This is a genomic window from Streptomyces sp. NPDC048392 (assembly GCF_043200575.1).
In the GTDB taxonomy this organism is placed as follows: domain Bacteria; phylum Actinomycetota; class Actinomycetes; order Streptomycetales; family Streptomycetaceae; genus Streptomyces.
In genome coordinates, this window is the sequence record NZ_JBICYB010000034.1 from 25,152 (window position 1) to 47,760 (window position 22,609).

23 protein-coding genes and 1 pseudogene are annotated in these 22,609 nt (G+C 74.0%); 11 read left to right on the plus strand and 13 right to left on the minus strand.

Translation table 11 applies throughout. The annotated features are described in order from the left end of the window. Positions 1 to 15 precede the first annotated feature (15 nt). Positions 16 to 1,305 (minus strand): SLC13 family permease, encoded by a 1,290-nt coding sequence (locus ACGFYH_RS30765; RefSeq protein WP_393806454.1) that lies wholly within the window; start codon positions 1,303 to 1,305, stop codon positions 16 to 18. Positions 1,306 to 1,630: 325 nt separating this feature from the next. Here ACGFYH_RS30765 and ACGFYH_RS30770 point away from each other — a divergent pair, with 325 nt between their 5' ends. After that, complete coding sequence (locus ACGFYH_RS30770) at positions 1,631 to 2,158, plus strand: hypothetical protein (protein ID WP_393806455.1); 528 nt, start codon at positions 1,631 to 1,633, stop codon at positions 2,156 to 2,158. A gap of 15 nt (positions 2,159 to 2,173) precedes the next feature. On the opposite strand, the pseudogene ACGFYH_RS30775 reads toward ACGFYH_RS30770, so the two are convergent. Further along, positions 2,174 to 2,296: pseudogene (locus ACGFYH_RS30775) on the minus strand (MFS transporter); the annotation flags it as partial. 149 nt (positions 2,297 to 2,445) lie between these two features. Here ACGFYH_RS30775 and ACGFYH_RS30780 point away from each other — a divergent pair. Further along, the gene (locus tag ACGFYH_RS30780) at positions 2,446 to 3,507 is read left to right on the plus strand and encodes an NAD-dependent epimerase/dehydratase family protein (RefSeq protein ID WP_393806456.1); all 1,062 of its coding nucleotides are present in this window, start codon (positions 2,446 to 2,448) and stop codon (positions 3,505 to 3,507) included. A gap of 132 nt (positions 3,508 to 3,639) precedes the next feature. Here ACGFYH_RS30780 and ACGFYH_RS30785 read toward each other — a convergent pair whose 3' ends face one another. From ACGFYH_RS30785 to ACGFYH_RS30800, 4 genes are all read right to left on the minus strand, one after another. Further along, positions 3,640 to 4,203: a hemerythrin domain-containing protein gene (locus ACGFYH_RS30785; RefSeq protein WP_393806457.1), complete on the minus strand. Its 564-nt coding sequence runs from the start codon at positions 4,201 to 4,203 to the stop codon at positions 3,640 to 3,642. 100 nt (positions 4,204 to 4,303) lie between these two features. After that, positions 4,304 to 4,837: a DoxX family protein gene (locus ACGFYH_RS30790; RefSeq protein ID WP_393806458.1), complete on the minus strand. Its 534-nt coding sequence runs from the start codon at positions 4,835 to 4,837 to the stop codon at positions 4,304 to 4,306. A 149-nt stretch (positions 4,838 to 4,986) separates the two neighbouring features. Next, positions 4,987 to 5,478 (minus strand): hypothetical protein, encoded by a 492-nt coding sequence (locus tag ACGFYH_RS30795; RefSeq protein ID WP_393806459.1) that lies wholly within the window; start codon positions 5,476 to 5,478, stop codon positions 4,987 to 4,989. After that, positions 5,475 to 7,964, minus strand: coding sequence for a molybdopterin-dependent oxidoreductase (locus tag ACGFYH_RS30800; RefSeq protein ID WP_393806460.1), 2,490 nt, complete (start codon positions 7,962 to 7,964; stop codon positions 5,475 to 5,477). The genes ACGFYH_RS30795 and ACGFYH_RS30800 overlap by 4 nt, the downstream gene beginning before the upstream one ends. A 110-nt stretch (positions 7,965 to 8,074) precedes the next feature. Between ACGFYH_RS30800 and ACGFYH_RS30805 the strand changes: the two genes are divergently transcribed. Further along, positions 8,075 to 8,713, plus strand: a complete 639-nt coding sequence (locus ACGFYH_RS30805; RefSeq protein ID WP_393806461.1) for a GNAT family N-acetyltransferase — start codon at positions 8,075 to 8,077, stop codon at positions 8,711 to 8,713. A gap of 15 nt (positions 8,714 to 8,728) precedes the next feature. On the opposite strand, the gene ACGFYH_RS30810 is transcribed toward ACGFYH_RS30805, so the two are convergent. Genes ACGFYH_RS30810 through ACGFYH_RS30820 form a run of 3 tightly spaced genes read right to left on the minus strand, consistent with a single transcriptional unit; the run spans position 8,729 to position 10,478 of the window. Continuing rightward, positions 8,729 to 9,454: a metallophosphoesterase gene (locus ACGFYH_RS30810; protein ID WP_393806462.1), complete on the minus strand. Its 726-nt coding sequence runs from the start codon at positions 9,452 to 9,454 to the stop codon at positions 8,729 to 8,731. Next, positions 9,454 to 9,759 carry a BON domain-containing protein gene (locus tag ACGFYH_RS30815; protein WP_393806463.1) on the minus strand — a complete coding sequence of 102 codons (306 nt, stop codon included), beginning with the start codon at positions 9,757 to 9,759 and terminating at the stop codon, positions 9,454 to 9,456. Before ACGFYH_RS30815 ends, ACGFYH_RS30810 begins: the two co-directional genes overlap by 1 nt. Further along, positions 9,756 to 10,478 carry a nucleotidyltransferase domain-containing protein gene (locus ACGFYH_RS30820; RefSeq protein WP_393806464.1) on the minus strand — a complete coding sequence of 241 codons (723 nt, stop codon included), beginning with the start codon at positions 10,476 to 10,478 and terminating at the stop codon, positions 9,756 to 9,758. The genes ACGFYH_RS30815 and ACGFYH_RS30820 overlap by 4 nt, the downstream gene beginning before the upstream one ends. A gap of 153 nt (positions 10,479 to 10,631) precedes the next feature. Between ACGFYH_RS30820 and ACGFYH_RS30825 the strand changes: the two genes are divergently transcribed. Next, entirely contained in the window at positions 10,632 to 10,958 is a 327-nt protein-coding gene (locus ACGFYH_RS30825; protein WP_393806465.1) for a hypothetical protein, read from the plus strand. Between the two features lie 26 nt (positions 10,959 to 10,984). Here ACGFYH_RS30825 and ACGFYH_RS30830 read toward each other — a convergent pair whose 3' ends face one another. Beyond that, a complete protein-coding gene (locus ACGFYH_RS30830) occupies positions 10,985 to 12,169 on the minus strand; it encodes a PP2C family protein-serine/threonine phosphatase (protein ID WP_393806466.1) in 1,185 nt (394 codons plus the stop codon). Positions 12,170 to 12,389: 220 nt separating this feature from the next. Here ACGFYH_RS30830 and ACGFYH_RS30835 point away from each other — a divergent pair, with 220 nt between their 5' ends. The 4 genes from ACGFYH_RS30835 to ACGFYH_RS30850 all read left to right on the plus strand — a co-directional run bounded on the left by ACGFYH_RS30835 (position 12,390) and on the right by ACGFYH_RS30850 (position 17,332). Beyond that, positions 12,390 to 12,803, plus strand: coding sequence for an SRPBCC family protein (locus tag ACGFYH_RS30835; protein ID WP_393806467.1), 414 nt, complete (start codon positions 12,390 to 12,392; stop codon positions 12,801 to 12,803). Positions 12,804 to 12,905: 102 nt separating this feature from the next. Next, on the plus strand, positions 12,906 to 13,535 hold the full coding sequence (locus tag ACGFYH_RS30840; RefSeq protein WP_393806468.1) for a hypothetical protein: 630 nt from the start codon (positions 12,906 to 12,908) through the stop codon (positions 13,533 to 13,535). Between the two features lie 1,619 nt (positions 13,536 to 15,154). Next, positions 15,155 to 16,198 carry a polyprenyl synthetase family protein gene (locus tag ACGFYH_RS30845; protein ID WP_393806469.1) on the plus strand — a complete coding sequence of 348 codons (1,044 nt, stop codon included), beginning with the start codon at positions 15,155 to 15,157 and terminating at the stop codon, positions 16,196 to 16,198. 690 nt (positions 16,199 to 16,888) lie between these two features. Further along, positions 16,889 to 17,332 carry a hypothetical protein gene (locus tag ACGFYH_RS30850; RefSeq protein WP_393806470.1) on the plus strand — a complete coding sequence of 148 codons (444 nt, stop codon included), beginning with the start codon at positions 16,889 to 16,891 and terminating at the stop codon, positions 17,330 to 17,332. A 96-nt stretch (positions 17,333 to 17,428) separates the two neighbouring features. Here ACGFYH_RS30850 and ACGFYH_RS30855 read toward each other — a convergent pair whose 3' ends face one another. The 3 genes from ACGFYH_RS30855 to ACGFYH_RS30865 form a co-directional block, all read right to left on the minus strand. Beyond that, complete coding sequence (locus ACGFYH_RS30855; protein WP_393806471.1) at positions 17,429 to 18,595, minus strand: S1 family peptidase; 1,167 nt, start codon at positions 18,593 to 18,595, stop codon at positions 17,429 to 17,431. A gap of 265 nt (positions 18,596 to 18,860) precedes the next feature. Further along, positions 18,861 to 19,082 carry a hypothetical protein gene (locus ACGFYH_RS30860; RefSeq protein WP_393806472.1) on the minus strand — a complete coding sequence of 74 codons (222 nt, stop codon included), beginning with the start codon at positions 19,080 to 19,082 and terminating at the stop codon, positions 18,861 to 18,863. Between the two features lie 92 nt (positions 19,083 to 19,174). Further along, positions 19,175 to 19,309, minus strand: a complete 135-nt coding sequence (locus ACGFYH_RS30865; RefSeq protein ID WP_393806473.1) for a hypothetical protein — start codon at positions 19,307 to 19,309, stop codon at positions 19,175 to 19,177. A 222-nt stretch (positions 19,310 to 19,531) separates the two neighbouring features. Here ACGFYH_RS30865 and ACGFYH_RS30870 point away from each other — a divergent pair, with 222 nt between their 5' ends. From ACGFYH_RS30870 to ACGFYH_RS30880, 3 genes are read left to right on the plus strand one after another with little or no spacing between them, the layout of a single operon-like run. Then, entirely contained in the window at positions 19,532 to 20,038 is a 507-nt protein-coding gene (locus ACGFYH_RS30870; RefSeq protein WP_393806474.1) for an SRPBCC family protein, read from the plus strand. Beyond that, the gene (locus tag ACGFYH_RS30875; protein ID WP_393806475.1) at positions 20,031 to 21,650 is read left to right on the plus strand and encodes a phytoene desaturase family protein; all 1,620 of its coding nucleotides are present in this window, start codon (positions 20,031 to 20,033) and stop codon (positions 21,648 to 21,650) included. The genes ACGFYH_RS30870 and ACGFYH_RS30875 overlap by 8 nt, the downstream gene beginning before the upstream one ends. 43 nt (positions 21,651 to 21,693) lie before the next feature. Then, a complete protein-coding gene (locus tag ACGFYH_RS30880) occupies positions 21,694 to 22,572 on the plus strand; it encodes an SDR family oxidoreductase (protein WP_393806476.1) in 879 nt (292 codons plus the stop codon). The last annotated feature ends 37 nt before the right edge of the window (positions 22,573 to 22,609 follow it).

The following is a 22,609-nucleotide window of genomic DNA, read 5'->3' on the forward strand; positions in this document are numbered from 1 at the left end:
GCGGCGCCCGGGCCGTCAGATGCCGGTGAGGCGCAGCGTCCCCCACAGGGCCACCGTCGACGCGACGACCGTGGCCGGCACGGTGAGCATCCCGAGCAGGGTGAACCGGCCGAGCTCCACCTCGACGCCGTGCCGGTGCAGGACGCGCCGCCACAGCAGGGTCGCCAGCGAACCCACATAGGTCAGGTTGGGGCCCAGATTCACACCGATCAGCACGGCGAGGACCTGGCCCGGCCCGGCGGGCGCGGCCAGGGGGAGCAGGGCGAGCACGGCCGGCAGGTTGTTGACGAGGTTGGCCAGCACCGCGGCCACCGCCGCCACCCCGAACAGCGCCGGCAGCGAGTCCCCGTCCGGCAGCAGCCGCCCGAGCCCCGCGGCCGGACCGCCCGCCACCACACCCTGCACCACGATGCCGAGGGCCACCACGAACAGGCAGAACAGCGGCGACGCGGCGCCCGCCAAGTCCCGGGGCGTGACATGGCGCCGGGCCAGTGCCCGCCCACCGAGCACCAGGACACCGCCGAGCGCCGCCCACGCGGGGTCCAGCCCGGCCGGCGAGGCCACCGCGAACCCGGCCAGGGTCAGGGCCACGACGACCACGGTGAAACGGGGCACGGTGGGCACGGGCGGCGCGTCCGGCACGGGCGGAGAGGCACCGGGGGCGCCCGGCGCCTTCGCGGGCACCGGAGCGGCCCGCGCGGAGCCGGCCGGTACCGTACCGACGCGCGTGGGGGCGGCGGGTACGGGCTCGGCCAGGTCCGCGCGGAAGAAGCGGCGGAACACGGCGTACTCGACGGCGATCGCGGCGAGCCAGGGGAGCGCCATCAGCGCGGCGAACCGGGTGAAGGTCAGCCCACTGGCCGCGAACGCCAGCAGGTTGGTCAGGTTGGAGACCGGCAGGAGCAGCGAGGCGGAGTTCGCCAGATGCGCCGTGGCGTACACGTGCGGGCGGGCCCTGGCACCCGCCCGGGAAGCGGTGGCGAGGACCACGGGCGTGAGCAGTACGGCGGTGGCGTCCAGACTCAGCACCGCCGTGACCGCGCAGGCCACGGCGAACACCCCGGCCAGCAGCCGCCGCGGACTGCCACCGCACCGGCGGGCCACGGCCGCGCCGACGGCCTCGAACAGGCCCTCCTTCGCGCACAGGTACGCCAGCATCAGCACCAGCGCGAGGAAGGCCACGACCGGCAGCAGCGTGCGGGTCTGCTCCCACGCCCGGTGCGGAGTGACCGTGCCCAGCGCCACGACGAGCACGGCGGCGGGCACGGCCGCCACCGCCTCCGGCAGGCCCCGGGGACGGAGCACGGCGAAGGCCAGGACGCCCAGCAGCAGGACGACCGGGACGGCCTCGGAAAGGATGGCGTTACTCAGGACTTCTCCTCCCCACCGGTGGCCCGGGCACCAACCCGGTGATCGGCGGACGCGGCCCAGGGTCGCACCCCCGGGTAAGGAGGGGGCTCAAGTGACGGGACGGTCGGCCGGGCGCCGTGACGATGCCGGGCCCGGCCGCCCGATTGTGGCCGAGGCCACGCCGTGGACGAGAGCCGGGCCATGTTCCGCGCGGTGCGCCGCGGGCTACCGTCTTCCCGGACCGGCGTTTCCCACGACGAGCAGTTCGGACGGCCCGGCAGTGCAGACAGATCTCTCCCCCGTCATCGCGGCGACCGCCCAGTGGCTCACCCGCGCCTATCCGGCGTCCGGTGGCGCACTGGCCGGCGCCCTGTGCGAGGTGCAGGCCCGGCAGGCCGTGACGGTCGCGGCCCGGCTGCGCTATCCGACCCCGATGGACGTGGCGCTCCTTGGCGTCGCGGGCCCCGGAGGCGCCGCCCGGCTCGACTGGATCACCGGTGCGGACGGGGCGGCGCCCGCCGGACCGGACGGTGAGGCCTGGCGGACCTGGGTGGACGAGGTCGTCGCCAGTTGGGCGGCCTGCCTGCTGACCGACCCGGCACTCGCCGCGCCGGCCGTGGCGGCGCTGGCCGGGGGCGGCTCCCCGCCCGGGGGGCCGGTGGAGTTCCGCCGCCTGCTCGCGCCCGACGAGGACGACCGCCGGGCAGCGGCTCTGCTGCGTCACCCCGACCTCCTCGCTCCCATCGCCGGCCTGCACCAGGCCCAGCTCGTGGCCCGACTGGATCCGGGCCAGGCCCTCGTCGCCTGATCCCGCGCCCGGCCGGGCCGCACCGCCGAACACGCTGATCAGCGGCGCGGGCGCGGTATGGACCGACATCGAAGGACCCGTCGCGGCGGCCGAGCCGGTGATCCGCGCGATCAGCAGGTTCTGCACGGTGGGCTCCACCGGCGCCTGGGGGCGGGGGTACGGCGGGCGACGGCAGGCGTCAGAGCATGTGAACGGCCCGGTGGGGCACTCGGGGCACGTTTTCAGCACTCCGTGAGTGCTCCGTGAGTACTCCGTCAGTGCCTCGCCGAGGGAGAAAGGTCGTCCTCATGATGCCGATGGCGCTGTCCAGCCCGCGCGGGGAGGTCCGCCCGCCCTGGGCCCGTGCCCTGGTGACCGGAGGTGCGGGATTCCTCGGCTCCCACCTGTGCACCCGACTGCTCGACTCGGGAGTCGAGGTCGACTGCCTGGACAACCTCTCCACGGGGCGGGCCGAGAAGGTGGCCCACCTGGCGGGCCGCCCCGGCTTCCGCTTCCTGGAACGGGACATCTCCGCACCCGGCTCAGCGGAGGCGCTCACCGGCCCCTACGACCTCGTCCTGCACCTGGCGGGACCCGCGTCCCCGGCAGCCTGGCCGGACCGGCCGGTGGAGGTCCTCGACGCCGGCAGCCTCGGCACCCGTACCGCGCTGGCCGTGGCCGACCGGGACGACGCCCGGTTCCTGCTCGCCTCGTCGCCGCCGGTGTGCCCCGACGCCCGCCGCGGTGGCACCGCGGACGGCGCCGACCCGGTCGGCCCCCACAGTGTCCGCGCCGAGGCCGTCCGGTTCGCCGAGGCCCTGGTCGCCGCGCACGCGGGCGCCCACGGCTCGAACGCGGGGATCGTCCGGCTGTTCACCGGCTACGGGCCCGGCATGCGCACGGACGGCGGGGGGACACCGGCCGCCGTCATCGAGCAGGCCCTGTCCGGCCGGCCCGTCACGGTCGCCGGGGACGGCAGCCGGACGCATCCCCTCTGCTATGTCGACGACATGGTCGACGGCATCCTGCGGGTCGCGTCCGGCCGTTCGGTACGGCCCGTGGACATCGGCGGCGACGAGGAACCCACGGCCGCGGAGATCGCCCGCCTGGTGATCGGCCTGACCGGCTCCGACTCACCGCTGACCTTCGTCGAGGACTCGGGGGACGGGCGCGCCGAACCCCGGCCGGTCACCGGCTTCGCCCGCGAGATCTTCGGCTGGCTGCCGAGCGTCACCTGGCAGGACGGCCTGGAACGCACCGTCGCAGCCCTCCGCGGACGGCCCGAGCCGTTCCCGACGGCGGCCGTGCGGACGACTGCCGGGGGGACGGAGGAGAGGCCCGACGAGAAGACGGAGGAGTGGTGGGCGTGAGGGCGCTCGCCGCACGGCACGCGCGACGTGACCGGCACGGCACGCGCGAAGTGACCGGCACGAGACATGCGACGTGGGAGGGGCCCGTCGCCGTGGCGACGGGCCCCTCCCACGTGGTGCCGGCACTGTCGTTCAGTCGGACTTGCCCCGGCCCGACATCGCGTCCCGCACCCGGTCGACCATTCCCGCGCCGGGGGCGAGGAGCTTGTTCATCGGGGGCTTGTCCGGGGCGGCCGGGTGCGGTCGGGTCGGCGCCGTCTTCTTCGCCTGGCGGACCTTGTCGCCCAACTGGTCCAGGGCTTCCGCGGGGCACGCCTCGCGGAGCCGTGGGAAGAGGTTGTCCTCCTCGTCGGCGACGTGTTCACGGATCTCGCTCATCAGCATGCCGATCAACCGGTCGAACTCGGCGTCGTCCGCCGCGCAGCCCTCCAGATCCTTCATGATCTGTTCGGCTCCGGCGTGGTCCTCGAGTTCCTTGTCCGCGAGGGCACCCCCGTTCGCCACGTGCTCGCGAACGGCCGGGTAGAGATACGCCTCCTCCGCCACCGAGTGCCGGATCAGCTCGATCGTGGCCTGATCGGCGTACAGCTTGCGGTCCTTGTGGCCGGACGGCAGTGCCTCGATCTTGCCGAAGAGCTCCTCGACCTCACGGTGATCGGTCGTCAGCTCGTCGATGACGTTTCCTCCGTGTCCCATGTTCCACCTCCAGCATGGTTCGTGGCGGTTACGGAACCGTCCCGCCACGGGCATCGGGTCCCCCCACACGCGGCGCGCTAACGCCCGTTCGGCCCCCGGCTCAGATGCCCACCCTGGCCCGGACGCCACCCGCCCGCACCGCGGGGCGGGCCGCGGCCCGGACCGAGCGGTGCACCAAGTGGGCGTCGTGGCGCAGGTCGTGGGCGGCGTGCCGGCCACGCCACAGCAACGAGGGCGCGCTGCCCGTGTCGTCGGCCGCGATCAGCAGCCCGCCCATCATGGACAGGTTCTTGAGGAAGTGGATGCGCTGCTGGGCACGGTCGGACGGGTCCTCAGCGTCCCAGTACCGGTGCGCCGCCAGCGTGGTGGGGACCAGCGTCGCCGCGAGGGCCAGCGCGGCCAGCCGCGGGCAGCGGCCGATTCCGAGCATGATCCCGCCCACCACGTGTACGGCGCCGTTGAGCCGTACGAGTTGCTCGGTGCGGTCCGGCAGGACCGGCACGCGATCGGCCACCGGCCGCACGATCGGCTCGGCCGCCGGGGCCACGTCCTCGGGCCTGCGCAGCGATTGCAGACCACCCGCGACGAACATCGACGCGAGCATGGGACGGCCGACCAGACGCAGAAGACTCATGACGCTGTCTCGCTCTCTCCAAGGGTGAACAAGGGTGAAGGGGTGGGGCGCCTACAAGGATCATCAGGTGCCCGGACCCGTCGGCGCCATTCGGCGCCCGTCCCCCGTCCGGCGCTTCACCGCACCGCGCCGGGCAGGGAACGCGCAGGTCACAGACTGGTGAGGATCTGAGGCGACAGGTTCTTGATCATGGTGTTGGTCCAGCGCATCTGGCGCAGTGTCCGAGGGTGACAGGAGGACGCGAGCCCCAGCAGTTCGCTGTTCCTCTTCGCCTGCGCCGCCTGGGCCAGCATCTCCCAGTGCAGTGAGTTCTCGGCCGCGGCGACGTGCAGCTCCCGCAGGTCGCGCAGGAGGAGCAGGCCGGGTTCCGGCCGGTGTACGACCGCCTCGGACGCCTTCTTCCGCAGCGTCGCGAAGACGCCGTCCGAGGAGTGGTCCGGCGGATCGCCCAGCCTCGCCCCGTGCTGTGCGGCTGCCTCGGCGAGCCGTCGCATGTGCTCGCGGGACCAGCGGGCGAGGTCGGTGGCGACGTGGTGGACCTCGTGCTCGGTACGGTGCCGCTCGGCGACGGTCACCAGGTCGTGCGCCAGGTGCCGCTCGCCGCGGTGCAGCGTACGCAGGGTCAGGGTGATGCCGTTCACTGGGCGCCTTCCTCACGGCCGTGCGGGAACTCGGCGGGCTCCTGTGTCGTGCGCGCCGCCGCTCCGCCCGCCGTGGGCCGGAAGGCGCCGTCGGTGACCGGCGCCGACGCGGTGGTGGTCGGTGCCGGGGACGGCCGGCCGTCACCGCGCTCCACGAGGGTGAGCGCGGCCGCGGCCGTCTTGAACAGCGGCTGCTTGGAGGCCGGATCCCAGTCGGTGACGGTCGTCTCGTTGGCGGCCCGTCCGCAAGTGTCCCGGCCCGGCCCCGACCCGCCCTCGGTGTCCCAGTAGCCGTAGTGGAACGGCACGAACAGCAGTCCCGCGCGGATACCGGTCACCCGCAGTCGACCGCGCAGCGAGCCTCGCCTGCCGGCGACCTCGACCAGGTCGCCCTCGCCGAGGCCGAGCCGTTCCGCGTCGCCGGTGGAGATCTCCACCCACACGTCCGGGGCGGCGTCGTTGAGCTGAGGCGCCCGCCCGGTCTTCGTACGGGTGTGGAAGTGGTAGATCGTCCGGCCGGTGGTGAGCTGGAAGGGGTACTGCTCGTCCGGCTCCTCGTGCGGCGGCAGATAGGCGGCGGCCTTCAGCATCGCCTTGCCGCCGGGGTTGAGGGAGCGGTACTCCACGACCTCCTGGGACGCCCCGGTCTCCAGGTCCTTGCCGTAGCTCTCGCACAGGTCCGGGTGGGCCCAGTCGATGCCGTCCGTGTAGAGCCGTGCGGTGCCCTCGGACGCCCGCTCGTCGCAGGGCCACTGGATGCCGCTGGTGTCGCGCAGCTTGGCGTAGGACAGGCCCGTGTAGTCGCAGGGACGGCCCGCGCTGCACCGCTTCCACGCCTCGAACGCCGACTCGGGGTCGTCCCAGGTGATCAGCGGGCCGCCGTCCTTGTCCCGGAAGTCCATGCGCCGTGCGTAGTCCAGGAAGATGTCCAGGTCGGGTTTGGCCTCGCCGGGCGGTTCCACCGCCTTCTGGGAAAGATGCACCGTGCGGTCCGCGTTGGTGAGCGCGCCGGTCTTCTCGCCCCAGGTCGCCGCGGGGAGCACGACGTCGGCCAGTTGGGCCGTCTCCGTCAGGTAGAGGTCCTGTACGACCGTGAACAGCCGCTCCCGCGTCAGGACCGAGCGGACGCGGGACAGTTCGGGCATCGACACGGCGGGGTTGGTGCCGCTGATCCACAGCATCCGCAGCGAGCCCTGCTCGGCGTACCGGAAGATCTGCATCGCGTGGGTCGGCGGGGCGAAGTGCGGGATGGTCTCCGGCTCGACGTTCCACACCTTGGCCAGGTCGGCGACATGAGCGTCGTTCTGCCAGTTGCGGAAACCCGGGAGGTCGCCGTTGGCGCCGCACTCGCGGGTGTTCTGGGCGGTGGGCTGGCCGTTCATCTGGAGGAGGCCGGCGCCGGGGCGGCCCAGCATGCCGCGGATCAGATGGAGGTTGTTGATCTGGACCGCGGCGGCGGTGGCCTGGTGGGACTGGTAGACGCCCTGGAGGGCCGTGGAGACCAACGCGTCGGTGGTGCCGACGAGTTCGGCCGCCTCCTCGATCCGGGCGGCGGGGACGTCGCAGATCTCCGCAGCCCACTTGGGCGTGCAGTCGGCGACCCGGGCGGACAGTTCCTCGAAGCCGACGGTGTGCGCGGCGATGAAAGCGTGGTCGATCCTCCCGTGCCGGATCGTCTCGTGCAGCAGCGCGTTGAGCAGGGCCACGTTGGTGCCGCCGCGCGGTGCGAGGTGTACGGCGGCGTGCTCGGCGACGCGGGTGGGGCGCGGGTCCACGCACAGCAGGCGCGGCGGGTCGGCCCCCTCCAAACGGTCGAGCAGCCGCATCCACTGCACGGGCTGGGTCTCGGCGATGTTGTGGCCGAACAGCGCGATCACGTCGGCGTGGTCGAAGTCGTCGTAGCTGCCGGGCTGTCCGTCGCAGCCGAACGTCTCCTTGAGTGCCTCCGCGGCCGTCGACGTGCACAACCGGGTGTTGCCGTCCAGGTGGTTGGTGCCGATGCCGGCCCGTGCCAGGACCGCTAGCGTGTAGTACTCCTCCAGGAACAGCTGACCGGAGGTGTAGAAGCCGATCGAGCCCGGCCCGCGCTGGTCCAGCAGTTCCCGCGAGCGGGCGGCCACCAGGTCCATCGCCGTGTCCCAGTCCGTCTCCACCAGCCGCCCGCCGCGCCGTACCAGCGGCCGGGTCAGCCGGTCGCGGGAGGCGTTCGCCTGCCAGCCGAACAGGTCCTTGGGGCCGAGCCGCCCCCGGTTGACACGGTCCACGTCCCGGCCCCGCACGCCCACCATCCGGCCGTCGGCCACGGCGATGTCCATGGCGTCCCCGTCCGAGTGGAGGATCGACGCGGACTGCACCCACCGCTGCACCGCCGCGGGCTCCACTCCGTCCGCCAGGAACGTGTCCACCCGGGCCGGCCAGGTCTCGTGACGGCCGTAGGGCGTCCTGCCGCCCCACGGCCGCGCGATCCGGTCCGTCGCATCCTCCATCGCCGGCCTCCCGCCAACTGCCCGTCGCACTGCCCGGCGCCGAGTACCCGGGCGCCCCCGGTCGAAGCGAACCACTTGTGGGAGCGCTCCCAGGCGGGCAGGATGCTGCGGTGACCCAGACTGCCGCCGTACGCCCCTACCGCCCCGCCGACGCCCCGGCCCTCGACGACATCTGCATCCGGACCGCGCACAACGGCCGGGACAGCAGGCCCGTGTACGCCGACCCCGCCGTCCTGCCGGCCGTCTTCGCCGCTCCCTATGTCCACCTGGACCCGGACCTGGCCTTCGTACTGGACGACGGAGCGGGCCGTGCGGTCGGCTACATCCTCGGAACGGCGGACACCCCCCGCTTCGTCGAGGAGTTCCGCGCCAAGTGGCTGCCGCGGGTCGCGGAGCGCCACCCGGCGCCGGGCGGCCCGCCCGGCACCCCGGACGAGGTCATGGCCGGGCTGCTGCACGACCCGGAGCGCATGCTGGTCCCCGAACTGGCGGCCTACCCGGCGCATCTGCACATCGACCTGCTGCCCGGCTGGCAGGGGCGGGGACACGGCCGGACCCTGATGCGCACGTTCTGGCGGGCCCTGCGGGAACGCGCCGTTCCGGCCGTCCACCTGGTCATGGCGACGGCCAACACACCGGCCAGGGCCTTCTACGACCGTCTGGGCTTCCACCTCGTCGAGGCGGCCGGACCGGACCCGGACGACGTCACCTGCCTGGGACGTACGACGCGGGACCCGGCACAGAACTGACGGTCGGGAAGGCGGTCAGGCCGCGCCCAGCCGGTAGACGTTGAAGGCCCGGCGGATGACCGGCTGGGCCACGTTGCGCACCCGCACTCCGCCCGCCGTCATCCCGTGCTCCGTGCCCAGGTGGGCATGGCCGTGGACGGCCAGGTCGGCGCCGGCCGTGTCGATCGCCTCCGCCAGCAGATAGCTGCCGAGGAACGGATGGATCTCCGGCGGCTCCCCGGCGAGCGTGTCGGCGACGGGGGAGAAGTGGGTCAGGGCCACCCGCGCCGCGCAGTCCTGCTCGTCCAGTTCCCTCAGCGCGGCGTGCAGACTGTCCGCCGAGCGACGGGTGGTGCGCACGAACTCCTTCATGACCGGCTCGCCGAACTCACCGGCGCTGCGCCCGACGAACCCGCCGCCGAACCCCTTGGCCCCGGCGACTCCCACCCGGCCACCGGCACACTCCACGACGGTCCCCTCGCCCTCCAGCACGGTCACCCCGGCGTCCCGGAGGATGGCGGTGACCTTCTCGGGCTGTTCGTCGTGGTGGTCGTGGTTGCCGAGGACGGCCACCACCGGCACCGGCAGGCCGCGCACCTCCCGGGCGACCACCCGCGCCTCCTCCGGGCTGCCGTGCCGGGTGAGGTCCCCGGCGAGCAGCAGCAGGTCGGCACAGTCGGGCAGGGTCTCGAACGCGGGCCGCAGCAGCCCTTCGCTGTCGGGTCCCATGTGAATGTCTCCGACGGCGGCGACGCGGATCATCACAGCTCCTCCGCGTGGTCGGGGCGGGTGGTCTCCGCCACCACGACGTCGGTGTGCACGGTCAGCCCGGCCAGCGCCTCGCGGGCGATCCGCAGCGCGGTCTCGCGGCACCGCGCCGAGGGCACCGTGCCGGTGAGCGCGATCGCCCCGGCCCGGATCTCGGCCCGTACGCCGAGTTCACCGAGTTCCTCAGCGGCGAGCCGGTCGTGCAGGTGGGCCACCCGGTATTCGACGTTCTCGGGTTGCCCCGCCGCGGAGGCGGGGCCGCTCGCCGCGGGGCCCTGGTGGCCGGCAGGGTCGCTCATCGCTGCTCCTCCTTCGAGGCGGTGGCCGCCGGGGCGGCCGGGGGACCGGCCGGCGAGATGATCTCCAGCCGTTCGAGGATGAAGAAGAACGCGGCGGGCATCGGGGCGTCGCCGCAGTCCCGGCGCAACTCGTCCCAGTCGATCTTCTCCCGCAGGGTGCGGGCGATCGGCAGCACCGCCCCGAAGTCGCAGTGGTGTTCGGAGAAGGCCGCCAGCAGGCCGCGCAGCAGGTCGGTCGGTGCCAGGACCGGCATGAGCACCGAGTCGACCGACAGAACCCGGGCCCGGGCCAGCAGCTCAGTCGCCACGGGCTCGTGGGCCAGCTCGAAGATGAGATCGACCTGTTGTCCCAGGCAGTCCGCCTTCAGCAGCCAGTCCTCGGGGGGCGTGTACACCGCCAGACCGGCTTCCCGCAGCGTCTCGGCGACGGCCGCCGCGTCGTCGGGACGGATGCAGAAGTCGACGTCGTGCTGAAGGTTCTGAGTGCCGCCGTGGGCGTAGACGGCGACACTGCCGGCCAGCGCGAACGGGTGCTCGCTCCGTTTCAGGACCGCGCCCACCTGCTTGGCCGCCTGCAGGATCGCCTGGTTGCGGTCGAGCGGAAGGTCCTCACCGGGTGCGTCCTTCGGGGGGAGTGACCCGGGACCCTGCGTCGACGGACGGAGTTCGGATACGCCGGCGCGCTGGTCGAGAGCGTGGTCGTCGGCGGGCTGCGTCATCGCTGTCCCCTTTTCGGATGTCCGGGCTGCCGCCTTGCGCGGAACGGGCCCGGCCGGCCGTCCTCCGGCCCTGCGGGTACCCGGCGCGTCACCACCGACACGACGGGTGCCCCGGAGGTGGGGAGCCGGGGCGACGGGGGGCACCCGGTGGGCATGAACGACAAGCACACGCAGCGGCGGACCGGCATCGACGACAGCGGGACCGACGACAGCGGGACCGTGGAGCGGCTGGTGGCGGCGTGGCTCGCGGAGACCGAACGCCACGACCGCGCCGCGGCCGACGAGGCGCGCACGGGCTGGGAGCAGGGCACGCTGTCCGAGCGGGCCGCCCAGGACCTGGCCACGTGGGTCACGGCGAGGATCACGGACACCGGGTTCACCGAGGACGAGGGCCCCTACGTGGAGGGGCCCGTCCGGATCACCCCGGCCGACAAGGACACCGTGCGCGACTGGCTGCGCGCGCGGGGGCACCGGGTCTGACGCCCGGACCACCTGGAACGGCCGCGTCAGCAGACCGGTGGCCGCCACTCGAACATCAGGATCGTCGCGTCGTCGCGCAGTTGCCCGCCGGCCTGCGAGTCCAGGATCGAGTGGATCAGCCGTCGCAGCGTCTCCGGGGCCAGCTCGCCACCGGCCGTGGCGCGGATGACGTAGTCAGCGAACCGTTCGAGCCCGAACAGCTTCTCCTCGCGGGTGCGCGCCTCGGTGACCCCGTCGGTGTACAGCAGGACCCGGTCGCCGGGCTCCAGCCGCATCTCGTGTGTCCGGCGCGGCTCGGCGGACAACTGGGCGGGCGCGCCCATCGGCGGGTCGGCCTCCCGTTCCAGGGCGTCGACGATCAGCTGGTCACCGCGGATGAGCAGTGGCGCCGGGTGGCCGCAGTTGGCCCACCGCAGCAGTCCGGTCTCGAACTCCAGCTGGGCGAGGACCGCGGTGCCGTACTGCTCCGGCAGCCACCTGGCCAGCGCGTCGTCCACGCTCTGCACGAGCGCGGGCAGGTCGGCCCCGTTGCGCCGGGCGTTGCGGCAGGCGGCCAGCGCCACCGCGCTGGTCAGCCCGGAGGCGAGGTCGTGTCCCATGGCGTCGACGACCGACACGTGCAGTGTCGTCTGGGTGAGCGAGTGGTCGAAGGCGTCGCCGCCGAGTTCGTAGGCGGGTTCCAGGACGGCCGTCGACACCACGTGCGAGTTGCCGATGGTGCGAGGAGGCAGGAAGGCGCGGAGCATCTCGGAGGGGAGGTGCATCGGCTCGGTGCGGGTGTGCCGGACGAAAGAGTCCTCGAACGCCCTCTTCGACGTGATCATCATGGCCAGGAGCGAGGCCAGCGCCCGGCCCCGGGTCAGTGTGGCGGCGGTGAGCGCCGACGAGTGCACCCCCAGGACACCGAGCCGTTCGGCACCGTCCAGCAGCGGCAGCCACGCCGTGATACCGCCCGTGTCGGACTCCTCGACGCGCAGCGCCTGCGTCCGGTAGGCCCAGCCCGCGAGTGAACCGTCGACGGAGATGGGCGGCGCCACGTCGGTCTGCGGTACGAGGTGCCGCTGCTGCAGATCGACGAGGTAGACCACGGCGTGCTGCAGATCCAGCGCCTTGGCGCACCGGGCCACCGCGGTGGCCAGGTCCAGGGTCAGGTGCTCCGGGTCGGCGAGGAACTCCAGCAGCAGCATGTCGCTCGCCTCTGACGTGGACACCTCGTCTCCCCTCGTCGAGAAACCCGCCGGGACAGGGAACGCTGCCAGCAGTCTGGCACCGCGCGCCCCGGCCCGCCCGCCGGGCCGCTCAGCCGCCAGGCGCTTCGGACCGGGCGGAGAGGGCACGCGTCACGTCGTAGAAGCCGTAGGACCAGCAGAACCCGTGGGACCCGAACGACGAGGAGTCCCGTAGGACCCGAACGACGAGGAGTGGTGCCACATGACCGAGTACGAGCGTTCCCGCACCATGCCCGCCCGGCCCGAGCAGGTCTTCGACCAGGCCGCGAACGTCGGGCAGCTGGACACCTGGCTGCCCCGGGACCTGCACGTGGAGCCGGAGGAGCCGCCAGCCGTCACCGTGCACGAGGACCGCACCGACCAGGACACCTCCGCGCTGCTGAGTGCCAGGCCCGAACAGCTGCGGCTCGAATGGGGCACCCGCGACCAGGGCAGTTACGCCGGTTGGCTGCAGGTCGCCGGACTGGACAGCGGGACCAGCGAGGTCACGGTCCACCTGTCGTTCTTCGACGAGGGCCACGACCCGGGACAGCGTGCGGTGGCCGACGCCCTCGACGGCAGCCTGCGGCGCCTGGAGGAGCAGGTGCGCACACGCACCGGCAACGCGGCCGGCTAGACGAGGGCAACCCATGGCGGCCGTGTCGTGTCGTACAGGAGAGCATCACCGAGACCGACACCGACACCGAGACCGACACCGACCAGCCGACATGGGGGAGACATGCCCGTCCGTGCCCGAGGAGCCCGCGCCGCCGTGACCGCGCTGACGGCCGGCGCGGTCGCCCTGGCCGCCGTCCCGGCGACCGCCGCGACACCGTCCGACGACCCGCCCGCCTTCGACCCGCCCGCCTTCCTGGAACCGGCCGAACTGCCGCCGCACCCCGCCTCCGACTGGTACGCCGGACCGGTCACCGCCGGGCAGCCGGACCCGCTGCCGATGTGTGTCGGCGAGGCGCTGCCGTCCACCGCGACCCACCGCCGGTACTGGACCGAGTACGACACCGGTGCCCTCCAGGTGACGGTCGTCGAGCGCAGCACCCGGCGGGCCGGTGAGTTCGCCGCCCTGCTGCGTGCGGACCTGGCCGGCTGCGCGCGCGAGGTGATGGAGCGAAATCCCGGCGTCACCGCCACGCAGAAGTACTACGGCCGGCTGGACGTGGAGGAGGGCGCCCACGTCTACGGCGTCCACACGGTCACCGAGTGGGGTGCCTCGGACATCGGCCTGTTCTCGGTCGGCCGGGACGGCAGGACCGTCACCGTCGTCCGGTGGGGACAGATGGGAACCTTCCAGGACGCCCGAGTGGCCGGCTTCAGGGACACCACGGTCACGGCCGTCGACAAGCTGTACTGAACGCGCCGGGGCGGGCCGGTGGCCCGGCCCGCCCCCTGTCCGTGCTCCGGTGCCCGTCAGCAGTCCGGAACACCGGCGATCTTCTCACCGCCCCTCAGGTACAGGTTGTTGACCCGGGCGATGTCACTGCCCGAGAACTCCTGCACGGCGTTCACCAGCTGTTCCCGCCGACGGCCGGGTCGTTCACGTACTGCCCCCGCTTCTGGCGGACGGCGTCCAGCCAGTAGGCGGAGCGGACCGCGAGCACGTTGGAGTCGGTGGTGGGCTGCTGGCGCAGGTTGACGTTCGTCGCCCAGACGTAGACGTCGGTGAGGGCCGGGCCCCCGCCGCTCGGAGCGGCGGGAGCGGCCTGGCCCCGATGAGCGCGCCCCTGTGAACGGGCGAACGGTCCTGTGGTGATTCCCGCTGTGCCGTTGGTGCCGCCGGGCGGAACCGGCCTGCACTCGGCACTCTAGGGACGCCCTGAGCGCCGGTGCACCTGACAAGTGTCAACAGGGCCCGCGGACCAAGCGGACCGTGCCCTCGGACGGTCCGGGTGTCCGCCCGTGGGCCCGGGGCACCCACCCGCCATGGCCGCTCACCGCCGCCAGCTGCCGGACCGCACCCCGGCGCCGCTCGCCGAGGGCTGCGCCCGGCTGCCCGACCGCACGCGCGACAGCACGCGCGACAGCACCGGCGGCTCCGTGCCGCCCGCCCGGCTGCCCGGCAGGCCCGCGCCGGCCGTCCGGGGCCCGGAGGCCGTGCGCCTCCTCCGCGACGGGGAGCGCGTCCACCACCGCGCCGTCCCGCACCGGCGGTGCGGCCGGCGCGCCTGGAGCAACAGGTCCGGGAGCGGGACCCGCGCATCCCGCCGCGCCGCATCCCGGCCCGCCCGCACAGCGGCTCCGCCGTCACCGGCGCCGCACGACCTGACGCTACGTCAGCGGAGCCGTCCCGGTGGACGCCCGTGTCGCCCGTCGTGTCGGCCCCGGTCACCGGCGCCGACGACGCGTCACACGGCCACCGGTGAAGGGCCGGTTGGCTGCTCGATTGCAGCCGTCCGGGTACGCGACCGCCCCGGGCGGCCGGGGCACCCGTCACCCGAATGGCCCCCGCACGCTACTGGTCACGGCCGAACCGGTGTCTCCTGGAGGGTGTCAGCGGCGTCCAGGCTGGGAGGCCGATCATGTACGAAATGTGCGTGGGCCCGGAGAAGGCGGGCGGAGCGTTGGTGTGGCACGTGCTGGCCAAACAGGCCGCGGCCACACTGTGCGGACAGCAGCTCCGCGAACGTATGGAGACAACCGACGGTGAACGGGCGCGTCACTGCCCGGACTGCATGGCTTCCTTCGAGAAGTTGATGGCAACCACACCGTGCTGACGGACCGTCCGCAAGCCGTCCGCCCCGCCGCCTCCGCGGCGGGGCGGACGGTGTCCCGAGACCGGCGTGACCCCCGGCCCGGGGCCCCGGGCCTGGAGCTGGGCCGCTGCGGTGATCTTTCGCCGAGTGGGGCGCCCCGGCCGCTCCTCGCGGTGCGGCAGTCGATTGACTGGCTGAACGGCCTGCGCGGCGCCCTGCGCGTGAGCGCCGTCCGATTGCGCTGACGAGCCCCGTGACCCGCCATCGTGAGGAGTAACACGTGTCGCAGACCACCGACTCGGCACCGACAGGTGCCTTCCCGCGGCTGGACTGGGTGGAGGACGTGCTGTCCCCCGCCCTGCGGTCCGCGGTCGAGTCGCTGCCGGCCGCGGAGAGCCTCGTGGCCCGGTACCACCGGGGCTGGTGCGAAGCCGACGGCGCGCCCCGCGCGTCCACGTCCGGCGGCGGCAAGGCGGTACGGCCTGCGCTCGCCCTGCTGTCGGCGGTGGCCGTGGGGGCGGACCCGGCGGCCGCGGTGCCCGGCGCCGTCGCGGTCGAGCTGGTCCACGACTTCACACTCCTGCACGACGACGTCATCGACGGTGACGAGCTGCGCCGCCACCGGCCCGCCGCCTGGTCCCTGTTCGGGACCCCGGCGGCCGTACTGACCGGGGACGCGCTGCTGGTGGCGGCGCTGCGCACCCTGGCCCAGGCGCCGACGGGCCGGTCCGGCACGGCCGTGCGGGAACTCGTGGGCACCCTCCTGGAACTGGTGGAGGGGCAGAGCCACGACGTCGCTTTCGAGCGGGCGCACGAGGTTTCGGTCGCGGACTACCTGGCCATGGCCGCAGGCAAGACCGGGTCACTGGTCGGCTGTGCCTGTGCGCTGGGCGGCGTACTCGCCGGCGCGGACACCGTCCGGGTGGGCGGCCTGCGGGAGTTCGGCCGGCACCTCGGCGTCGCCTTCCAGTGCACGGACGACATCCTCGGCATCTGGGGCCGGAGCGCGCACAGCGGGAAGCCGGTCGGTGCCGACCTCGCCGCGCGGAAGAAGTCCCTGCCGGTGGTGGCGGCCCTCGCCGCTCCGGGCGCCGCGGCCGAGCGGCTGCGCGAGCTGTACCGCACACCGCACCGGCCGGAGGAGACCGACGTGGACCTGGCCCGTCACCTGGTGGAGGAGGCCGGTGGACGGCAGGCGGCCGAGGAGGAGGCACGCCGCCACCTGGCGGTCGCGCTGCGGTTCCTGTCACTGGCCCGGCCGGCCGCCGAGGCCTACCGCCAACTGCGCGACATCGCCTGGGCGATGACCCGCCGCGAGTCCTGAGCCCGTCCCGCGCCCCGCGCACCGGCCGCGGCGGGTACGTCACCGGCGCGTGCCCCGGGGCCGGGCGGACCGTTGTCCTGGCGGTGACCGCACCGTTCCGCCGCCCCGGACACGCCGTGGCCATCGCGGACCCGATCCGCCGGAGGGGCGGCAGCCCGACCGAATGGCGGCAGGCAGGCAGGCAGGTCGGCCGGTCCGTGGCCGGTGCCGGCCGGGACGGGTGCGCCGGTCGCACGGTTGACTCCGCGGCGTCCGGCCAGCAGTCCGGGTGCGGTAGCCGAACGATCACTCGGTTGGTGCAGTGTCACGGTGGGGAGCCGGGGAAGTCGCCGCTCAGGCCCCGGCGCGCGCATTCCTCCCGCGCCCGGGGCGGCAGGGCGCGCCGCGGCCGGGATCCCCGAGTCGGCCGCGGCGCCTCCCCTCCTGAGCCGCTACGGCTCCGAGTTCGCCGCGGAGGTCGCCACCGTCCTGGCGTCCGCGGGGAGTTCGCACTGATCCCGGACGCCAAGGCCGCGGGCGCCGCACTGGACGCACGGCTCGTTTCCTTCATCGCCGGGGTGATGCCGTGGGTGGCCGGTCCTCGCCCCCGGACGGCATGGCACGGCGCTTCCCGGTGGGACAATCCGCCCACAGGGCCGCCGTCCGACGCCAGATGGGCGGACGGGTCCGGGACCGGAAGGAGCCGTCAGCATGATCGAGTGGGTGCCCCTGGGCAGCGGTGCCAGACCCGTTCCCCGGCCGGTCGCGGACCCTCTGGTGTGGGCGGGGGCCTTCGGCGGCGCGCAGCTCCTGGTCGCGCTCCTCAACGGCACCGTGGGCGCGGGCCGTCCGGGCCTCGCCCTGGTCGCGCTCTCCCTGCTGGCGGCCCTGCTCGGGCTCTGTGCCCGCTTCACGGCGGCCCCGGGTACGGCCGTCCTGTGCTGGCTGTCCCTCAACGGCTTCGCCATACCGCCGGCCGGCACCCTCACCTGGACCGGCCGACGGGACCCGGTCTGGCTGGCGTGTCTGCTCGGTGCCGCCCTCGTCGGCACCGCGCTGGCCCGTCTCGTCCACGCGCGGGCCGCCTACCGGCGGCTGACCGCGGCTACGGGCCTCGGCGCGCCGGAGCCGGGGACCGGCCCCGGCGACGTCTGAACCGCCCGAAGGGCGTGGTCGTGGAGGGGACCCCGGTCGCGGGCGGCCGGGGAGGACCGGGCCGGAGACCGGTCGGCCCTCCCCGCCGCTGCCGGATCAGGCCGTGTGCAGGGTCAGACCGTAGCGGTTCAGGATCTCGTTGATCGGCTGGAACCAGGTCTCCCCGCCGCTCGAGCAGTTGCCCCAGCCTCCCGAGGTGACGCCCTGCGCCTGGTCACCGCTGATGAAGGAGCCGCCGGAGTCGCCGCCCTCGGCGCACACACTGGTCTTGGTCATCTGGTGCACCGCGCCCTGGCTGTAGTTGACCGTCTCGTTCTGGGCGAGGACGGTGCCGCAGTGCCAGTGCGTGGTGGACCCGGAGCGGCAGATCGAGGCGCCGACGGGTGCCACGTTCGAACCGCGCACGAGCTGGTCGGAGACCGTGCCCCAGCCGAGTACGACCGGCACCGTCCACCAGCCGCTGCCCACGTTGACCCAGGCGTAGTCGTTGTCGGGGAACGACGAGCCCTGGAACGTGCCGATGTACGAGCGGTCCCAGCCGCTGACCCCCGCTCCTGCCCGCCCGCAGTGCCCGGCGGTGACGAACCCGCCGTGCACCGAGAAGCCGATGGAGCAGCGGACGTTGCCGGTGTAGTACGGGTCGCCGCCGACGGTGCCCGCCGCGAAGGTCTGCGGGGCCGACGCCACCGTCCGCACCGTGACAGGTCCGGCCTCGCGGGCCTGTTTCACGAAGCGCTGGACATCGTTGTCAGCACGCTCGCTCGCGACCACGTCGACGACCACCTTGTTGGCGGTCTGGTCGACGCGCCAACTGCTCACGCCGGCGGGTGCGTCGAGGCGGTCGACGCGCGCCTTGGCGGCGTCGAGCCGGCGTGCGGTGTGCTCGACGGTGCGGACCTGCGCACCGGTGGCGCGGACGGCCCGCAGGGTGGAGGGTGCCGCCTCCGAGGTCACGGCCACGGTCAGCCGTCCGGTGTCGGCGTCGAACCAGGAGCCGCCGAAGGCGTTTCCGGCGGCCCGGCGTGCCGCGGGCTCGATGCCGGTCGCGCGGCGTTCGGCCGCGAGCCGGTCCTCGGCCTCGGCCCGGGTGAGGCCGAAGTCCCGCTGCATGGCGTCCAGAAGACCGGCGGAGGCCGGCTGTTCGGTGGAGGGGGAGGCGGAGGGGGCGTCGGCCGCCGAGGCCGGCAGGGTGCCGACGGCGGTGAGGCCGCCGAGCACGAGGAGTCCGGCCAGGCCGAGGTGCCTGAGTCTGCTGCGTCGCACGGGAGTTGCCCTTCGTCGTTCCAGCAAGGTGGGGGTGGAACAGATGGGTGGAGCAACCGCGTTCTGAGAGCGCTCTCAACGGGTCGTTTCGAGCTTAGCCAGCACGCGTCATCAGGTCCATGCCAATGCGGTGTCTTTCCGTGCGGCTTTCGCGCCGGGCCGGTCGCCCCGTCCACGGGAGACCGTCGTGCCGGTGCGGGGACACCGGCACCGTCGCGCCGGCCCTCCCTCACGGGCGGCCGGCGCGGCGGGCGCGGCGGGGCTCTCAGCACCAGCCGGTCTGCGCCCAGACGTGGCCGTCACAGGTGAGCCGGGTGCGCGAGACCCGGCCGTTCAGGTTGTTGGCGATCTTCGTGTAGGCGTAGTCGATACCCGGGTCGACGGTCTCCGGGGCCCAGCCGTCGGCACGCCCGGCGCCGGAGTCGAGCGCTCCACGACGGCGGCACAGTTGGCCCGGGAGTTCTCGATCCGGGCGAAGGACCCGCACGTACCGGAGTAGAAGTACGTCAGCGCCGTCCCCTCCGCGTACCGGGTCGCCCCCGCCTGCCCGAACGTCCCCGCACAGCTGGAAACGGTGGGCTACTGCCCCTCCATGCCGTAGGCGCCGTAGTTTCCGCCCGAGTACGGTGCCGCCCGGGCCGGGACGGTGGACAGCGCCAGCACGGCGGCGGCGCCCCCGGCGGCCAGCAGCGTCGTCAGTGATCGTCGGCTCATGAGCCCTCTTCTCCTGTGCCGGCAACAGCCGAGCCGGTGGTGGATCGGAGGGGGCGATGGCCCCCTTCGGGACGCTGGGCGGGCACGAGGACGCCCGGTATCTGGCAGATGTCAGGGCGGTAGGGGTCCTTCCGCTTGGGTTGGCCGGTCGCGGACGGGGAACCCAGTGCTGCGTCCGCGCGAAGACGGGCACATGGCGGCCACTGGACGTGGGAGGCACGCGTGGCGGTTCGGCATAGGTTGATCCAGGCGACCCCGGACGCGGTCTGGGACGTCCTCGCGGACGGCGACCTGTACGTGGAGTGGGTGGTGGGGCCCTCCCAGGCCGTGCCCAAGGCCGGCAGATGGCCGGAGGTCGGCGCGACGATCACGTACGAGGTGCGGCTCGGGCCACTGCGGCTGAACAACGAGACGGTGGTCAGACACTGCGTGGCGGGCTCCGAGCTGGAGCTGGAGGCGAAGGCGGGCCGGCTCGGCACGGCCCGGATCGCCGTCGAGCTGCGGCCCTGGGGAGAGCAGTGCCTGGTGATCGTGGACGAACACCCCCTGCGCGGTCCCGGTGGCCTGCTGCACAACGTCGGTGTGGAGGCGCTGATCCAGGTGCGGCACCGTGCCATGCTCGCCAGGCTCGCCGACCTGTGCGAGTCCCGGGCCGGTGAACGGGGCCGACCGGACCCGTCGAACTCGGTGGGGTCCGTGGAGTACCGGCCGGGAACCGGCCGTGCCTGACGCCGTCGTGATCGGGGCCGGGCCCAACGGACTGGTGGCGGCGAACCTCCTGGCCGACGCGGGCTGGAGCGTCGAGGTCCTGGAGGAGCAGCCCGAGCCCGGCGGCGCGGTGCGCCACGACGGCGAGGTGGCCCCCGGCTTCGTCAACGACCTGTTCAGCTCCTTCTACCCGCTCGCCGCCGCCTCCCCGGTGCTCGGCGGGCTGAGGCTGGAGGACCACGGGCTGCGCTGGGCCCACGCGCCCCACGTACTGGCCCACCCGCTGACCGACGGCACCTGTGCCGTCCTCGACCGCGACGTCACGACCACCGCCGCCTCCCTCGACGCCTTCGCGTCCGGGGACGGCGCCGCCTGGGAGCGGCTGCACGAGGTGTGGGACCGCTACCGGGCCGACATCGTGGACGCCCTGTTCACCCCCTTCCCGCCGGTGCGCGCCTCCGCGCGGCTGGCCCTGCGGCTGCGCGGCGCGGGCGGGCTCAGGCTCGCCCGCACCCTGGTCCTGCCCGTACGCCGCCTGGGTGAGGAGGAGTTCCGCGGAGAGGGCGGCAAACTGCTCCTGGCAGGCAACGCCCTGCACGCCGACCTCGCGCCCGAGGCGGCCGGCAGCGGCGGCTTCGGCTGGCTGATGTCGATGCTCGGACAGACCTACGGTTTCCCCGTGCCGGTCGGCGGTTCGGGCGCCCTCACCGACGCCCTGGTCCACCGGCTGCGCGCCCGCGGCGGCACCCTGCGCTGCGGGCGGCGCGTCGAACAGGTCCTGGTCCGCGACCGGCGCGCGGTCGCCGTGCGCACCGCCGGCGGCGAGACGGTCAGCGCCCGGCGTGCCGTCCTCGCGGACGTCTCCGTACCCGCCCTCTACGGGGGGCTCGTCGCCCCGGTGGACCTGCCGGACCAGGTCCTCAGCGACGTGCGGCGCTTCCAGTGGGACTTCGCCACCTTCAAGGTGGACTGGGCGCTGGACGGACCCGTGCCCTGGCGGTGCGAGGACGCGGCCCGGGCCGGCACCGTGCACCTCGCCGACGGACTCGACGAGCTGACCCGGTTCGCCGCCCAGATCGCCATGCGGCAGGTCCCCGACCGCCCCTTCTCACTGTTCGGCCAGATGACGACCACGGACCCGACCCGCTCACCGCGCGGCACCGAGTCCGCCTGGGCCTACACCCACGTCCCCCACGACATCCGCGCCGACGCGGGCGAGGAGGGCATCACCGGCAGCTGGGACGCCAGGGAACAGGAACTGATGGCCGACCGTGTCGAGCGCCAGGTGGAACGCTTCGCGCCCGGTTTCCGCGCGCTGGTCCGGGCCCGCCGCGTGCTCGCCCCGCCGACGCTCCAGGCCATGAACGCCAACCTGGAGGGCGGTGCCATCAACGGCGGCACCACCGCCATGCACCAGCAACTCGTCTTCCGGCCCGTGCCCGGCACCGGACGGCCCGAGACACCGGTGGCCGGTCTCTTCCTCGCCTCCGCGGGCGCCCACCCGGGAGGCGGAGTGCACGGCGCGCCCGGCGCCAACGCCGCGCGCGCCGCGCTGCGCCAGCACCGCTTCGCGGGCCTCGCCCGGGCGCAGCGGGCGCTGACCCGGCGCGACCGCGCCGGCGACCGCCACTGACCGGCCACGACCGTCCGCCAAGTCCCGAGGAAAGGGCCGACCGGTGACAGACAGCCCCCTCCAAGACCGCACCGTCGTGGTGACCGGAGCCGCACGCGGACTCGGCGCCGCCCTGGCCCGCGCCTGCGCCCACCGCGGCGCCCGGCTCGCGCTGCTCGGCCTCGAGAAACCGCGACTGGACGCCCTGGCGGCGGACCTGCCGACCCCGGCGCTCGCCGTCGGAGCCGACGTCACCGACCCCCTCGCGCTGGCCGAAGCGGCCGGTGAGATACGCCGGCGCCTGGGCACGCCGTCGGTCGTGGTGGCGAACGCCGGTGTCGCACACGGCGGCCCGTTCGCCACGTCGGACCCCGCCGAGTGGCGCCGCGTGGTCGACGTGAACCTGACCGGCAGCGCCCACACGGCCCGGGCCTTCCTGCCCGACCTGCTCGACACCGCGGGCTACCACCTCCAGATCGCCTCACTGGCCTCGCTCGGCGCCGCCCCCATGATGAGCGCCTACTGCGCCTCCAAGGCGGGCGTGGAGGCCTTCAACCACTCACTGCGCGCCGAAGTGGCCCACCGCGGGGTGGCGGTGGGCATCGCCTACCTCAACTGGATCGACACCGACATGATCCGGGACGCCGACCGGTACCCGGTCCTGCGCGAACTGCGCGCCCACATGCCGCCCCCGGCCCGCCGCGCCTTCCCGCCGGACGACGTCGCCGTCCGGCTGGTCCGCGCCATGGAACGCCGCCGTACCGCCGTGTACGTGCCGCACTGGCTGCGCCTGGCACAGCTGGGGCGCACGGCGCTGCCGTCCGTGGTCGCACGGCTGTCGCGCCGTGAGCTGCCCCGGCTGGAGGCCGATGGCTCACTGGGCCGCACCGGCCCGCTCGGCGCCGGCGGGCGGGCCGACCGCGCGGCGGAGACGGGGACGTAGCAGCGCAGCGGTGCGGCCGGTGACGCGGCGAGGGCCA